The sequence below is a fragment of the Streptomyces sp. NPDC050546 genome (genome assembly GCF_044457425.1).
Lineage (GTDB): Bacteria > Actinomycetota > Actinomycetes > Streptomycetales > Streptomycetaceae > Streptomyces.
In genome coordinates this window covers 316349-331402 of sequence record NZ_JBITGX010000009.1, presented here as the reverse complement: position 1 = coordinate 331402, position 15054 = coordinate 316349, and the positions used below count along the sequence as shown (strand labels likewise).

10 protein-coding genes and 1 riboswitch are annotated in these 15054 nt (G+C 69.8%); of the genes, 4 read left to right on the top strand and 6 right to left on the bottom strand.

The window, feature by feature from the left end; genetic code table 11:
- Positions 1–17: 17 nt before the first annotated feature.
- The 4 genes from ACIBK5_RS24020 to ACIBK5_RS24005 form a co-directional block, all read right to left on the bottom strand.
- Positions 18–1070 (bottom strand): M23 family metallopeptidase, encoded by a 1053-nt coding sequence (locus ACIBK5_RS24020; protein WP_399022251.1) that lies wholly within the window; start codon positions 1068–1070, stop codon positions 18–20.
- 122 nt (positions 1071–1192) lie between these two features.
- Positions 1193–4681, bottom strand: coding sequence for a thiol reductant ABC exporter subunit CydD (gene cydD / locus ACIBK5_RS24015; protein ID WP_399022249.1), 3489 nt, complete (start codon positions 4679–4681; stop codon positions 1193–1195).
- 12 nt (positions 4682–4693) lie between these two features.
- Positions 4694–5698: a cytochrome d ubiquinol oxidase subunit II gene (gene cydB / locus ACIBK5_RS24010; RefSeq protein WP_399022247.1), complete on the bottom strand. Its 1005-nt coding sequence runs from the start codon at positions 5696–5698 to the stop codon at positions 4694–4696.
- A gap of 20 nt (positions 5699–5718) precedes the next feature.
- Positions 5719–7227: a cytochrome ubiquinol oxidase subunit I gene (locus ACIBK5_RS24005; RefSeq protein ID WP_399022245.1), complete on the bottom strand. Its 1509-nt coding sequence runs from the start codon at positions 7225–7227 to the stop codon at positions 5719–5721.
- 139 nt (positions 7228–7366) lie between these two features.
- On the opposite strand from ACIBK5_RS24005, the gene ACIBK5_RS24000 reads away from it, so the two are divergent.
- On the top strand, positions 7367–7753 hold the full coding sequence (locus ACIBK5_RS24000; RefSeq protein WP_399022243.1) for a cyclophilin-like fold protein: 387 nt from the start codon (positions 7367–7369) through the stop codon (positions 7751–7753).
- 84 nt (positions 7754–7837) lie between these two features.
- Here the strand turns inward: ACIBK5_RS24000 and hisC are convergent, their stop codons facing one another.
- Positions 7838–8917 carry a histidinol-phosphate transaminase gene (gene hisC, locus ACIBK5_RS23995; RefSeq protein WP_399022241.1) on the bottom strand — a complete coding sequence of 360 codons (1080 nt, stop codon included), beginning with the start codon at positions 8915–8917 and terminating at the stop codon, positions 7838–7840.
- Between the two features lie 431 nt (positions 8918–9348).
- Between hisC and ACIBK5_RS23990 the strand changes: the two genes are divergently transcribed.
- The 3 genes from ACIBK5_RS23990 (at position 9349) to ACIBK5_RS23980 (ending at position 12914) form a co-directional block, all read left to right on the top strand.
- Complete coding sequence (locus ACIBK5_RS23990; RefSeq protein ID WP_399022239.1) at positions 9349–10461, top strand: LacI family DNA-binding transcriptional regulator; 1113 nt, start codon at positions 9349–9351, stop codon at positions 10459–10461.
- Between the two features lie 311 nt (positions 10462–10772).
- Entirely contained in the window at positions 10773–11864 is a 1092-nt protein-coding gene (locus ACIBK5_RS23985) for a metallophosphoesterase family protein (RefSeq protein ID WP_399022237.1), read from the top strand.
- Positions 11865–12047: 183 nt separating this feature from the next.
- Positions 12048–12914: a hypothetical protein gene (locus ACIBK5_RS23980; protein WP_399022235.1), complete on the top strand. Its 867-nt coding sequence runs from the start codon at positions 12048–12050 to the stop codon at positions 12912–12914.
- Between the two features lie 137 nt (positions 12915–13051).
- On the opposite strand, the gene thiC is transcribed toward ACIBK5_RS23980, so the two are convergent.
- A complete protein-coding gene (thiC, locus tag ACIBK5_RS23975; RefSeq protein WP_399022233.1) occupies positions 13052–14836 on the bottom strand; it encodes a phosphomethylpyrimidine synthase ThiC in 1785 nt (594 codons plus the stop codon).
- A riboswitch (TPP riboswitch) is annotated at positions 14829–15018 on the bottom strand. (Overlaps the previous gene by 8 nt.)
- Positions 15019–15054 lie beyond the last annotated feature (36 nt).

Here is a 15054-nt window from a genome sequence, read left to right as displayed (position 1 = left end):
GCGGTCCAGCCGCTCCGTCAGAGCGACACCCCGCGCGCCTCCAGCCACGAGACCGGGTTCACCGCCGAGCCCATCTCCGGTGTGACCCGGGTCTCGAAGTGCAGATGCGGTCCGGTGGAGTTGCCCGTGGTGCCCGACTGCCCGATCCACTGGCCGGGGCTGACGTGCTCCCCCTGGTCGACCCCGACGGACGCGAGATGGGCGTACTGCGTGTAGTAGCCGCCCGCGTGCTTCAGCACGATCTCGATGCCGAAGGGGCCGCCGCAGGACACCCTCACCACCCGGCCGGTCCCCACGGACCGCACCGGCGTGCCGATCGGCACCGCGAAGTCCTGCCCGGTGTGCCGGCTCGACCACCGCGCCCCACCGCTGCCGTAGGACGCGGACAGCTCGTACGTCTCCACGGGCGCGACCCACGCACTCGTGAACCCCGACTCCGGCTGGTCGAGCCGGACGGCCCCACGGCACGACCCGGCGGCGACCGAGGCGTCCGCCTGCCCCTGGAGTTGCGAGCGGGCCTCCTCGAGCTTCTGCTCGATGCCTGCCTTCAGGTCGGCCAGTTGGACGTTCCGCTTCTCCAGCGCCTCCCACTCGGCCGCGGCCTGGGCCTCGTCCGCGGTGAGCCGTGCCTCGGCCCTGCGGCTCTTGGAGATCGCGTTGTTCACGGCGAGATTCGTCTGCGAGAAGGCGTGCTGACCTCGCATCAGGTCGTCGGGACTGTCGGCGAGAATCATCTGCGCGGCCACCGGCAGACCACCGCTGCCCCGGTACTGGGCACGGGCGATGCGGCCCAGGTCCTCATTCAGGCCCGCGATGTGCCGCCGCTGAGTGTCCAGGAGCGCCTCCGCCCGCTGTGCCTTGGCCCGCTGCTCGTCAGCCTCCTTGCGACCGGCCTCGTACTGCTGCGTCGCCACCGCCGCGCCCTCGTACAGCCGCGCCACCTCGGCACTGATGCCCGTGTCCGCACCGTTCCCGGGCTCCTTGTCCGCCACCGTCGGCCGGGCCGCGAGTGCCGCCAGCGCGCACAGCAAGGCCGGAACGAGCAGGCGATAGCGACGATATGAGCGCATGTCAGCGATCCTCGCCCAGCCCTGCGGGCCCGGTCCTGTTCACGTCGTACGGCTGGGGGACCGGCTGCTCCGAATGGATCAGTGCGCGCGGACTCCCGACCCGGTGCGGGTGCTTCAGGCCGCTACCGCGCTCCCGCCGGCTCCTCCGACGCCGCCTCCCGCTCCGCCATCTCCCGCAACGGCCCGTCCACCGCCACCAGCTCCGCGTACGACCCGCGCTGCACCACCCGTCCCCGATCCAGCACGAGCACCTCGTCGACCGTCTCCAGGCCCGCCAGCCGGTGCGTGATGAGCAGGGTCGTACGGCCCTCGGTGGCGGCCAGCAGATCGGCGGTGAGCGCGTCCGCCGTCGGCAGGTCGAGGTGCTCGGCGGGCTCGTCGAGCACCAGAACGGGGAAGTCGGCGAGCAGCGCGCGGGCCAGCGCCAGTCGCTGCCGCTGCCCACCGGACAGCCGCGCCCCGTGCTCGCCGACAAGCGTGTCGAGCCCGTCGGGCAGACCGTCCGCCCAGTCCAGCAGCCGGGCCCGCCCGAGCGCGGCACGCAGCTCGTCCTCGGTGGCGTCCTTCTTGGCGAGCAGCAGGTTCTCGCGCAGCGAGCTGTCGAAGAGGTGCGCGTCCTGCGCGCACAGCCCGACGAGCCTCCGTACGTCGTCACTGTGCAGGGCGTAAGCGTCCACGCCCGCCAGCGTGTACGCACCCTCCGTCGCGTCCAGGAACCTCAGCAGCAGTTGCGCCAGCGTCGTCTTGCCGGATCCGGACGGACCGACCACGGCGACCCGGTGGCCCTCATCGAGGGTCAGGTCGAGCCCGGCCAGCGCGTCCCGGTCCTGCCCCTCGTACCGCGCGGTCAGCCCCTTGACGGCCACCGGGAACGGCGACGCGGGTGCCTGCCGGGGACGCTCGGGCTCCCCCACGGGTTCCGGGGCGTCCAGCACCTCGTACACCCGCTCGGCGCTCCGGCGCACCCGCTGCCGGTACTGCACGGCGAGCGGCAGCCCGAGCACGGCCTCGAACGCGGCCAGCGGGGTGAGGACGACGACGGCCATGGTCACGCCGTCCAGCCGCCCGGCCGCGACAGCCTGAGCGCCGACCAGGGCAGCGGCCGTGACGGTCAGACCGGAGATCAGCGCGGTGAGCCCGTCGCCGAGGGCCGTAGCCGTGGCGGCGCGCGAGGCGATCCGGGTGAGCGCCCCGTCCGCCTCGCGTGCCCGGGCGGTCCGCGCGGACAGGGCACCGGCGACGGTCAGCTCCGCGGTGCCGGTGAGCAGATCGGCCACCCGTGTCGCCAGTACGCCGCGGGCGGGGGCCAGCCGGTGCTCGGCCCGCCGCGCCACGGCACCGGTGATCAGCGGCACACCCACACCCGCCGCCAGCAGCCCGGCCGCGAGCACGGCCCCGGCCTCCGGCAGCAGCCACGCCGTGAAACCGACGGACGCGGCCGACACGACGACGGCCGCCCCGGCCGGCAGCAGCCACCGCAGCCAGTAGTCCTGCAGCGCGTCCACGTCCGCGACGAGCCGGGAGAGCAGATCGCCCCGGCGGGCCCGGCGCAGCCCGGCGGGCGCCAGCCGCTCGAGCCTGCGGAACACCGCGACCCTGGTGTCCGCCAGCATCCGCAGCACGGCGTCGTGCGAGACCAGCCGCTCGGCGTACCGGAACACGGCCCGCCCGATCCCGAAGGCCCGCGTCGCCGTCACGGCCATCATCAGATAGAGCACGGGCGGCTGCTGCGAGGCCCGCGAGATCAGCCACCCGGAGGTGGCCATGAGCCCTACGGCGCTCCCGAGCGCGAGACTGCCGAGCAGCAGCGCGAGCCCCAGCCGTCCGCCCCGGGCACCGGACATGGCGCGCACGCGGGTGAGGACATCGCCCGAAGCGGATTCCCCGCTGGGCTCGCTCTGATCGACCGGGGCGGACAACGCGCCCTCGACCGAACCCGGCGTGGACGCCGAGGCAGGCGCGACGGGCGCAGCGGCCGTCTCGGGCTCGGCCAGGCGCACCACCCGGTCCGCCACCCCCAGCAGAGCCGGCCGGTGCACCACCAGCAGCACGGTCCGCCCTGCTGCCAGCCGCCGTACCGCGGCCACGACCTCGGCCTCGGTGGCCCCGTCCAGCGCGGCCGTCGGCTCGTCGAGCAGCAGCACCGGCCGGTCGGCGAGGAACGCCCGGGCCAGCGCGAGCCGCTGCCGCTGCCCGGCCGACAGCCCGGCCCCGTCCTCGCCGAGCACGGTCTCCACGCCCTCCGGCAGGGCGTCCACGAACTCAAGCGCCCCGGCGTCCCCCAGCGCCCGCCGAACGGCGTCGTCATCGGCGTCGGGCCGTGCCAGCCGTACGTTCTCGGCGATCGTCGCGGCGTACAGATGCGGCCGCTGCGGCACCCACGCGATCCGGGAGCGCCACTGGTCCAGGTCGGCATCGGCGAGGTCGACTCCCCCGGCCCGCACCCGCCCCTCGGCCGGCCGCACAAAGCCCAGCAGCACACTGAGCAGCGTCGACTTTCCGGCACCGCTCGGCCCGACGAGCGCGACCGTCTCCCCGGGCTCGACTGTGAGGGACACATCCGCCACGGCGTCCGCCGAGCGCCCCGGATACCGGACCGTCACACCCTCGAACGCCAGCGCACCCGCGGGCACGGGTTCGGCCCCGGCTGCCGGCACGGGCGTCTCCAGGACCTCGAAGATCTCCTCGGCCGCGGCGAGACCCTCCGCCGCCGCGTGGTACTGCGCCCCGACCTGCCGCAACGGCAGATAGGCCTCCGGCGCCAGGATCAGGATGACCAGGCCGATGTACAGGTCCATCTCGCCGTGCACCAGCCGCATGCCGATCGTCACGGCGACCAGTGCCACCGAGATCGTCGCGAGCAGCTCTAGCGCGAAGGAGGAGATGAAGGCGATCCGCAGCGTCCGCATGGTCGCCCGCCGGTACTCGCCGGTGATCCGCCGGATCGAATCCGCCTGCGCCTTGGCACGGCCGAAGACCTTCAGCGTCGGCAGCCCGGCGACGACGTCCAGGAAGTGCCCGGACAGCCGGGACAGCAGCCGCCACTGACGGTCCATCCGGGCCTGGGTGGCCCAGCCGATCAGAACCATGAAGACCGGGATGAGCGGCAGGGTGCCCACGATGATGGCGGCGGAGACCCAGTCCTCGGTGACGATCCGCGCCAGCACCGCCACCGGCACGACGACCGCGAGACCCAGCTGCGGCAGATACCGCGAGAAGTAGTCGTCGAGGGCGTCGACACCCCGGGTGGCCAGGGCGACGAGCGAACCGGTCCGCTGTCCACTCAGCCACCCGGGCCCCAACTGCGCGGAACGCTCCAGAAGACGCCCCCGCAGCTCGGACTTCACCGCCGCGCTCGCCCGGTGGGCGGCGAGCTCCGTGAGCCAGCCGACCAGCGCCCGGCCGACCGCGACGGCGGCCAACAGCAACAGGGGAGTGGCGAGTTCCGTCACCTGCATGCGGTGCTGAAAAGCGCCGACCACCACCTCGGCGATGAGCATCGCCTGCGCGATGACCAACCCCGCCCCGACCGCACCCAGGGCGACGACCGCCCCCAGGAAGACCCGGGTGGCACGGGCGTACCGAAGCAGACGCGGATCGATTGGTTTCACGTGAAACACACCTCAGTGCGCGGTCTCGGCGATGTGCTGCGTACCGATCCGCTTGCGGAACACCCAGTACGTCCAGCCCTGGTAGAGCAGGACGACAGGGGTGGCGATCCCGGCACACCAGGTCATGATCTTCAGCGTGTACGGGCTGGACGAGGCGTTGGTGACCGTCAGGCTCCAGTCCGGGTTCAGCGTCGACGGCATGACGTTCGGGAACAGCGTCAGGAAGAGCATCGCCACCGTGGCCACGATGGTGAGCCCCGACAGGGCGAAGGCCCAGCCCTCACGCCCGGCCCGTGCCGCGACCAGCGCCACGAGAAGGGAAGCGACGGCCACGACCACTGCGACAAGCGACGTCCCGTCCCCGCGGTCGGCCTGTGTCCACAGCAGGAAGGCGAGGGCCAGCAGGGCGGTCACCAGCCCCACGCGCAGCGCCAGCTTCCGTGCCCGCTCCCGGATCTCCCCGACCGTCTTGAGCCCGACGAACACCGTCCCGTGGAAGGTGAACAGCGCCAGCGTGACCAGACCGCCCAGCAGCGCGTAGGGGTTGAGCAGGTCCAGGACGCCGCCGGCGTAGTTGAAGTCCCGGTCGATCTTCACGCCCCGCACGATGTTCCCGAAGGCCACACCCCACAGGAACGCGGGGAGCAGCGAGGTCCAGAAGATCGCCGTCTCCCAGTTGCGCTGCCAGTTCTCCTCGGGCCGCTTGACTCGGTACTCGAAGGCCACACCCCGGACGATCAGACAGACCAGGATGAGCAGCAGGGGCAGATAGAAGCCGGAGAAGAGCGTGGCGTACCACTCGGGGAAGGCGGCGAAGGTGGCACCGCCCGCCGAGAGCAGCCAGACCTCGTTGCCGTCCCAGACGGGTCCGATGGTGTTGATCAGCACCCGCTTCTCGGGCCGGTTGCGGGCGAGCAGCTTCGTGAGCACACCGACCCCGAAGTCAAAGCCCTCCAGGAAGAAGTAGCCGGTCCACAGGACGGCGATCAGGACGAACCAGACGTCGTGCAGTTCCATGACTGTGCAGCTCCCTCGGCCTAGTACGAGAAGGCCATCGGCTTGTCGGCGTCACTGGAATCGCCGCCGATCTTCGTGGGCGGGTTGAGGTCGGCCTCGGTGAGCTCGGGCGGGCCCGCCTTGACGTACTTGACCAGCAGCTTGACCTCGATGACGGCGAGGATCGCGTACAGCGTGGTGAAGACGACCATCGAGGTGATGACCTCGGCCTGGGAGACACCGGGGGAGACCGCGTCACGCGTCTGGAACAGGCCGTAGACGACCCACGGCTGGCGGCCCATCTCGGTGAAGATCCAGCCCCAGGAGCTGGCGATCAGCGGGAAGCCCAGGGTGAGGATCGCCATGCGCCAGTACCACTTGGTGAGGGTCGGGCCGAGCGCCTTGTTCGGCAGGAGCACGAGATGCGGTACCTCGTCCTCGCCCACCCTCAGATGCTGCGGCAGCAGGAACTTCTTCCGGGTCAGCCACAGTCCGGCCAGGCCGATGGCGAAGGACGTCATACCGAAGCCGATCATCCACCGGAAGCCCCAGTAGGCGACGGGGATGTTGGGCCGGTAGTCGCCGGGGCCGTACTTCTCCTGCTCGGCCTTGTTGACGTCGTTGATGCCGGGAACGTACGAGGTGAAGTCGTCCTTGGCGAGGAAGGACAGCAGGCCGGGGATCTCGATGGCGACCTTGTTGTGCCCCTTGTCGACGTCACCGACGGCGAAGATCGAGAAGGGCGCGGGCTTCTCGCCGTCCCAGAGTGCCTCGGCCGCGGCCATCTTCATCGGCTGCTGCTCGTACATGATCTTGCCGAGGACATCGCCGCTGATCGCGGTGAGCATGCCACCGATGACGACGGTGACCAGGCCCAGCCGCAGCGAGGTCTTCATCACGGGGACGTGCTTCTTGCGGACCAGATGGAAGGCGGCGATGCCGACCATGAAGGCGCCGCCGGTCAGGAAGGCCGCGGTGAGCGTGTGGAAGACCTGGGCGAGCGCGGTGTTCTGGGTCAGCACCAGCCAGAAGTCGGTGAGCTCGGCGCGCCCCTTCGCCTCGTTGATCCGGTAGCCGACCGGGTGCTGCATCCAGGAGTTGGCCGCGAGGATGAAGTAAGCCGACAGGATCGTGCCGATCGAGACCATCCATATGCAGGCCAGGTGGATCTTCTTGGGCAGCTTGTCCCAGCCGAAGATCCACAGGCCGATGAAGGTGGACTCGAAGAAGAAGGCGATCAGCGCCTCGAAGGCGAGTGGCGCACCGAAGACGTCACCGACGAAGCGTGAGTAGTCGGACCAGTTCATGCCGAACTGGAACTCCTGCACGATGCCGGTGACCACGCCCATCGCGATGTTGATCAGGAAGAGCTTGCCCCAGAACTTCGTCGCCCGGAGGTACTTCTCCTTCTCCGTCCGCACCCAGGCGGTCTGCAGTCCGGCCGTGAGGGCGGCCAGCGAGATCGTCAGGGGGACGAACAGAAAGTGGTAGACGGTGGTGATGCCGAACTGCCATCGCGCCAGGGTCTCCGGCGCCAAAGCCAGGTCCACGTCGCCGCTCCTTACATACGCTTGTGAAAGCGTTCACATTCACAAGCCATTATGCAGCACGGACTTTCGAGCCCCAAAGGGGGCCCCTGTCGCAATCGACCCCTTGGCGTGAACTTCAACATATTGTTGAATCGACGGCATGCAGACACCGCTACAGATACGGATCTCCTGGCCCGCTGGGCACCTCACCGCGACCCTTGACGACACCCAGACCACCCAGGCCCTCACCCAGGCACTGCCCCTCGTCTCGACCGCGCGCACCTGGGGCGAGGAGGTGTACTTCGACACTGGAGTGTCCGTTTCACGTGAAACAGGCGCCCGACAGGTCGTAGAGCCGGGCACGGTCGCCTTCTGGACCGACGGCGACGCCCTCGCGCTCCCCTACGGGCCCACGCCGATCTCACAGGGCGAGGAGTGCCGCCTCGCCAGCCCGTGCAATGTCCTGGGCCGCATCGACGGCGACCCCGGTCTGCTCGCGACCGTGCGGGGCGGCGACCCGGTGCGCGTGGAACTCGTAGACGCCTGACCCAGGGCCTGGCAACCAGCCTGCCCAGGGCCTGGCTCCCAGAGCATTACAGGTGCCCCGGAGCACTGCAGATGCCCCGGAGCACTACAGGTCCTTGCGAAACCCTTCCGCCACCTTCAGGAAGATGTCGTTCGCCTCGGTCTCCCCGACCGTGACCCGCACACCCTCACCCGGGAACGGCCGGATCACCACGCCCGCCTGTTCACATGCCTGCGCGAACGCGACCGTGCGCTCCCCCAGCCGCAGCCACACGAAGTTGGCCTGGGTCTCGGGCACCGTCCAGCCCTGGGACCGCAGCCCGTCGACCACGCGCGTGCGCTCACACACCAGCGAGCCGACCCGGCCGAACAGTTCGTCCTCGGCACGCATCGAGGCGATCGCCGCCTCCTGCGCGAGCTGGCTCACCCCGAACGGCACCGCCGTCTTGCGCAGCGCCGCCGCCACCGGCTCGTGGGCGATGGCGAACCCGACGCGCAGTCCGGCCAGGCCGTACGCCTTGGAGAAGGTCCGCAGGACGCAGACATTGGGCCGGTCGCGGTAGAGCTCGACACCGTCCGGCACCTCGGAGTCGCGGATGAACTCCCGGTAGGCCTCGTCGAGCACCACCAGCACATCGCCGGGCACCCGGTCGAGGAAGCGCTCCAGCTCCGCCCGCCGCACGACCGTGCCGGTCGGGTTGTTGGGGTTGCAGACGAAGATCAGCCGGGTCCGCTCGGTGATCGCGTCGGCCATCGCGTCGAGATCGTGCACGTCACCGGCGGTCAGCGGCACCTGGACCGACGTCGCGCCGCTGATCTGCGTGATGATCGGGTACGCCTCGAAGGACCGCCAGGCGTAGATCACCTCGTCACCAGGGCCGGAGGTGGCCTGGATCAGCTGCTGGGCGACACCGACCGACCCGGTGCCGGTGGCCAGGTGGGAGAGGGGCACGCCGAACCGCTCGGACAGCTCGTTCATCAGCGCCGTACAAGCCATGTCCGGGTAGCGGTTGAAGTTGCCGGCCGCCGCCATCACGGTCTCCATCACGCCCGGCAGCGGCGGATACGGGTTCTCGTTGGAGGACAGCTTGTAGGCCACCGGCCCGCCTGCCGCGGCGGGCTTGCCCGGCTTGTAGGTGGGAATTCCCTCCAGCTCGCCGCGCAGCTTGGGGCTCGTCTCGCTCACCGCAGTCCTCCTCGCGAAGACCGGCGGCACATGACCGCCGCCGACATCCAATACTCCTCACCTTATGAGGATTCGGCGCCGCTGCGTACACCCACGACGGAGCGGTGAACGCCGGCCTCCCATGTCCCACCGGCATCAGGGGCAACGCCGCACGAAGGCGTACGAATCCGGGGGCGCGCTGCACATATATCTACGCGCCGGTGGTGCACGCCGTGGCGCGCATCCCTCGTGCAGGTGAGTTGAGACCTCTTCGCAACCTCGCCCCCTTGGCAGGCTCGTGCGGGCCGACAAGTCACGTACTGGCATGGGAGCGCTTAACTCCCTTGGTTTCCCAAGCAATTGGGGTTAAATGATCATGCAGAAACGTGCCTGTCAACGTCTGCATATGCGTCCGCACTACCCCACCGCATGAGCCCTACTATCGGCTCGCCATGACAGCAGCAGGGAAGCACCAGGTGAGCCGCGCGGAAACCTCACGTCGAGGCAGTCGGCCGGGCCGGGCGGGTATCAGAGACGTGGCCGCCGCCGCCGGAGTCTCCATCACGACCGTCTCCGACGCCCTCAACGGCAAGGGCCGGCTCCCGGACGCCACCCGGCGCCATGTCCGCGAGGTGGCCGACCGGCTCGGCTACCGGCCCTCGGCCGCCGCCCGGACACTCCGTACCGGCAAGTCGGGACTCATCGGCCTGACCGTGACGACGTACGGGGATGAACCTTTCACCTTCACCGAGTTCGCGTACTTCGCCGAGATGGCGCGGGCCGCCACCTCCGCCGCGCTCGCCCGCGGCTACGCCCTCGTCATTCTGCCCGCGACCTCCCGCCACGACGTGTGGTCGAACGTCGCCCTGGACGGCACGGTCGTCATCGACCCCTCCGACCAGGACCCGGTCGTCAGCGAACTCGTCCGACAGGGGCTGCCGGTCGTCTCCGACGGCCGCCCGGCCGGGTCCCTGCCGGTCACGGCATGGGTCGACAACGACCACGAGGCCGCCGTCCTCGGGATCCTCGACCATCTGGCCGCCGCCGGCGCCCGCCGCATCGGCCTGCTGACCGGCACGACGACGGACACGTACACCCACCTGTCGACCACCGCGTACCTGCGCTGGTGCGAGCGCGTCGGCCAGGATCCGGTGTACGAGGCCTATCCGGCGCACGATCCGTGCGCGGGCGCCGTCGCCGCCGACCGGCTCCTCGCCCGCCCCGACCGGCCCGACGCGGTGTACGGGCTGTTCGACCCGAACGGCACCGATCTGCTCGCCGCCGCCCGCCGCTACGGCCTGCGCGTACCGGACGACCTGCTGCTGGTCTGCTGCAGCGAGTCCACCGTCTACGCCAACACCGAGCCCCCCATCACCACGCTCTCCCTGAAGCCGCGCCGCATCGGCACGGCCGTGGTGCAACTCCTCATCGACGCCATCGAGGGAGTGGAATCCGACCGCCCGGTGGAGCAGGTGATACCGACGGAGCTGATCGTGCGCACCTCGTCCCAGCGACGCCCGCCGCGCACGACGGTCAGCCCGCCGCGGTCCCCCGAGGGGGCCTAGTTCCCCGGTACCGGGGAACCCCCGGGTCCGGTACCTCGGACCCGGTCGCGGGGACGGTCCCGTGCCTGGGGAGAAACAGGGCCGGTCCCCCGGAGAGAAGGGATCGTTCTCGCGAAGAGAAGGAATGCGAGGACGGTCACACGGTGGTCAAAGCCCGGCCCAATCGGGGCGAAAGCCGCGGTGAACTGGACTCTTGCTCTGATTCACCACCCCTGGGTCATCACATGGCGCGATCCGCATTCCTATGATGGGCCCACGACACCGGCGGGCCGCTACGACCAGGCAGTCCGATGCGGTGCAGATGCGGCTTGATGGTGGAGGGGTCGATGACTCAGGGGGCCGGTCAGGGACCCGAGGTGGAGCGCACGGCGACGTTGCGCGACTTCCGGGTGCCCGCGTACGTCCACGAGACCGGTCCGTACGTCCAGAGCACGAGCCCCGGCGAGGTCGCTCCGCCACCCGAGGAGACCTATCCCGAGGGATACACGCCGACCCAGCGCGACCTTCCCGTGGTCAACCGGGGTGACACTGTCCAGGTGACCGTCGACCCCGAAACCGCCGCGGCCCCGCCTCCGAACACCGGACAGGGCGCGCTGTACGTCGTGGGCGACGTCCACGGCTATCTCGACCAGCTGGTGGCCGCCCTCCAGGAGAAGGGCCTCCTCGACGCCGAAGGCAACTGGTGCGCGGGCACCGCCCGGCTGTGGTTCCTCGGCGACTTCACCGATCGCGGCCCGGACGGCATCGGCGTCATCGACCTGGTGATGCGGCTGTCCGCCGAGGCCGCGGCGGCCGGGGGCTACTGCAAGGCGCTCATGGGCAACCATGAGCTGCTGCTGCTCGGCGCCAAGCGGTTCGGCGACACCCCCGTCAACTCCGGCGCGGGCACCGCCACCTTCCAGGCGGCCTGGCTGCTCAACGGCGGCCAGAAGACCGACATGGACCGCCTCCAGGACCACCACCTGCAGTGGATGGCCCGTCTCGACGCCGTCGAGGAGGTCGACGGCCACCTGCTCGTCCACTCGGACACCACCGCCTACCTCGACTACGGCCGCTCCATCGAAGAGGTCAACGACACCGTCCGCGAGACGATCACCCGCAACGACGCGGACGAGGTCTGGGACCTGTTCCGCAAGTTCACCAAGCGGTTCTCCTTCCGCGACGAGGGCGGCGCGGACGCCGTGCGTTCCCTGCTCGATACGTACGGGGGCACCCGCATCGTTCACGGGCACAGCCCGATTCCGTATCTGCTGGGCGAGGTCGGCTCCGAAGAGGACGAGGACAGCGGCGACCCGGTGATCGAGGGACCGCACGTCTACGCCGACGGACTCGCCATCGCGATGGACGGCGGCGTGACCATGGCCGGAAAGCTGCTGGTCCAGCAACTGCCCCTGGCTACGTGAACGTTCACCGGGCAGGCGTTTCCCGTCACAGGACCGGACGGGTGAAGGGCCAATTTCGGTAAACCCCCTGTCACCGCCCACCTCCACGGCTCTACCATCGGCTTATCCGTAGCAGGCTCCCCTCCGTTTCTGCCCGACGGCTCGTCAGCATGCCGAGCCCCAAGCCCTACGGAGCATCGGGGGATGCACATGAACAGCGTTCCGCAGCACCTGCTGAGCGAGGACCGCCAGGAATACGAGCGGATCCTCGATGAGGTGCTGCGCTCCGCACCACACCGTCCGGAACTGACCGCTGTCGGACAGCGGCTGAACTCGGAACAACTGCGCACCATGGCGCTGAACGCCACGGCGCTCATCACGGCAGCAGCGTCGACCGAATACCAGCATTACGTCAAGGTCCGTGAGGAACTGCGCCAGCCGGCGTCGTCCAGCACGCCGGCCGTGCGCGAGTCCGGCTCTTCCGAGCCGGGCACGGGCCCTGCGGGGCTGGCCGCCGCCATGGGCGAGGTCGCCGAGACCGCCGGCGCGGGCGCCGTCGCCATCGTCGCCGTCCTCGCACCCGTCCTGGCCGGAACCGCCGCCGCGATCTTCCTGCTCGTCGGCTACATCCTGCAGATGCTCGACCCCGAGCAGGCGTTCGCCCGGACCATGCTCACCACGGGCTGGGTGTTCGGCGCCGTGACCGCGGTCGCGATCCTCGTCGCCGCGGTGGGACTGCTGCTCACCGCCCTGCGCAACAAGCCGACGGCCGAAGGCGGTCCGTACGACGAACTGCACGAGGAGGTGGCCCTGGCCAGGGAGGCCTGGCACGAGGCCCTGCTGGAGCGGGGCATCCTGCCTTTCCTGCGCGAGGCACTCGTCAGCCCGGACACGGCCGCCGCGCTGCACCACACCTCCTCGTCCACGCCGATCAGCCGCATCCCGCACCTCGGCTACGACCGCCCGGGTTTCACCAGCCCGGACGAAGGCCACCGCGGCTCGCGGCCGAGCTACAGCAGCCCGGACTACACCAGCCCGGACTACGGAGGACCGGAACACCAGCCGGAGTAGCCGGGACCCACAGGCCAAGAGACCAGAGGCCGGCCAAGGGCCAGGGGCCAAGGGCCAAGGGCCAGGGACCATGTGTCCCCAGCCCTCGGCCCTCCCGGCGTGTACGCAGCCCGCCTCGCGGCCTGTGTGCGGCCGGATCAGTCCGCGATCGGCAGGTACACCCGGTTCCCGCTCGCCGCGAACTCCTTCGACTTCTGGGCCATGCCCTCCTCGATCTCGGTCCTTGTACCGCCGTGTTCACGACGGATGTCCTGCGAGATCTTCATGCTGCAGAACTTGGGACCGCACATCGAGCAGAAGTGAGCCGTCTTGGCGGGCTCTGCCGGCAGGGTCTCGTCATGGAACTCCCTTGCTGTGTCCGGGTCGAGGGCCAGGTTGAACTGGTCCTCCCACCGGAACTCGAAGCGAGCGTCGGACAACGCGTCGTCCCATTCCTGGGCACCCGGGTGTCCCTTGGCGACGTCGGCCGCATGGGCTGCGATCTTGTAGGTGATGACGCCGGTCTTGACGTCGTCACGGTTCGGCAGTCCCAAGTGCTCCTTGGGCGTGACGTAGCACAGCATCGCCGTGCCCCACCAAGCGATCATCGCGGCGCCGATGCCGGAGGTGATGTGGTCGTACGCCGGCGCGACGTCCGTGGTCAGCGGGCCGAGCGTATAGAACGGAGCTTCATCGCAGATCTCCTGCTGAAGGTCGATGTTCTCCTTGATCTTGTGCATCGGGACATGGCCCGGGCCTTCGATCATGGTCTGTACGTTGAAACGCTTGGCGATCCGGTTGAGTTCCCCGAGCGTCCTCAACTCCGCGAACTGTGCCTCGTCGTTGGCGTCCGCGATGGAGCCGGGCCGCAGGCCGTCGCCGAGCGAGTAGGTGACGTCGTACGCGGCGAGGATCTCGCAGAGTTCCTCGAAGTGCTCGTACAGGAACGACTCCTGGTGGTGCGCGAGGCACCAGGCGGCCATGATCGAGCCGCCGCGGGAGACGATGCCGGTCTTGCGGTTGGCCGTCAGCGGCACATAGGCCAGGCGCACGCCCGCGTGGACCGTCATGTAGTCCACGCCCTGCTCGGCCTGTTCGATGACCGTGTCCTTGTAGACCTCCCAGGTCAGATCCTCGGCCCTGCCGTCGACCTTCTCCAGGGCCTGGTAGAGCGGCACGGTGCCGATGGGGACGGGGGAGTTGCGCAGCACCCACTCACGCGTGGTGTGGATGTTGCGGCCGGTGGAGAGGTCCATGACCGTGTCGGCGCCCCAGCGGGTCGCCCAGGTCATCTTCTCGACCTCCTCCTCGATGGAGGACGTCACCGCCGAGTTGCCGATGTTGGCGTTGACCTTCACCAGGAACCTCTTGCCGATGATCATCGGCTCGATCTCCGGGTGGTTGACGTTGGCCGGCAGCACGGCCCGGCCCGCGGCGATCTCGTCGCGGACCACCTCGGGCGAGACGTTCTCCCGGATGGCCACGTACTCCATCTCGGGCGTGATCTCGCCGCGGCGGGCGTACGCGAGCTGCGTGACCGCCTTCCCGTCCCGGCTGCGTCGCGGCTGGCGCGGGCGGCCGGGGAAGACGGCGTCGAGGTTGCGGAGGCCGCCGCGGGGCGAGGTGTGCTTGATGCCGTCGTCCTCGGGACGGACGGGGCGGCCCGCGTACTCCTCGGTGTCGCCGCGGGAGATGATCCAGTTCTCGCGCAGCGGCGGCAGGCCCCTGCGGACGTCGGTGTCGATGAGTGGATCGGTGTACGGGCCCGAGGTGTCGTACAGCGTGACGTCCTGCCCGTTGGTGAGATGCACCTGACGGACCGGCACGCGCAGGTCGGGGCGGGTGCCCTCGACGTACGCCTTGTGCCAGCCGATGGACTTCCCGGCCTCCTCGGACTGTGCGTCCTGAACGGAGGCAGGCGTGCGTGCGTCCTTGTCGGTCATGAGACCTACTCCCTACGCCGGCATTACCCGGTAACAGGTTCGGCGGTCGACGCAGCGGTTTCCGTCTGCCGACGTTCCGTGTGAAACATCACTCGACTTCGGTGATGTTTCATGTGAAACATCGCTGGGACGGAGGTCAGCGCCCTCTCAGCCCGGTGCTCCGAGCTCCCGCGTGTACAAAAGGTGCCTCCACGCTAGCGGCAATTCTGGCGCGGTGA

Bases quoted from the DNA above. Each gene is read 5' to 3' on its own strand.
- ACIBK5_RS23990 (WP_399022239.1), top strand. From the start codon at position 9,349: ATGACAGCAGCAGGGAAGCACCAGGTGAGCCGCGCGGAAACCTCACGT.
- ACIBK5_RS23985 (WP_399022237.1), top strand. From the start codon at position 10,773: ATGGTGGAGGGGTCGATGACTCAGGGGGCCGGTCAGGGACCCGAGGTG.
- thiC (WP_399022233.1), bottom strand. From the start codon at position 14,836: ATGACCGACAAGGACGCACGCACGCCTGCCTCCGTTCAGGACGCACAG.
- ACIBK5_RS24000 (WP_399022243.1), top strand. From the start codon at position 7,367: ATGCAGACACCGCTACAGATACGGATCTCCTGGCCCGCTGGGCACCTC.
- ACIBK5_RS23980 (WP_399022235.1), top strand. From the start codon at position 12,048: ATGCACATGAACAGCGTTCCGCAGCACCTGCTGAGCGAGGACCGCCAG.
- ACIBK5_RS24020 (WP_399022251.1), bottom strand. From the start codon at position 1,070: ATGCGCTCATATCGTCGCTATCGCCTGCTCGTTCCGGCCTTGCTGTGC.
- cydB (WP_399022247.1), bottom strand. From the start codon at position 5,698: ATGGAACTGCACGACGTCTGGTTCGTCCTGATCGCCGTCCTGTGGACC.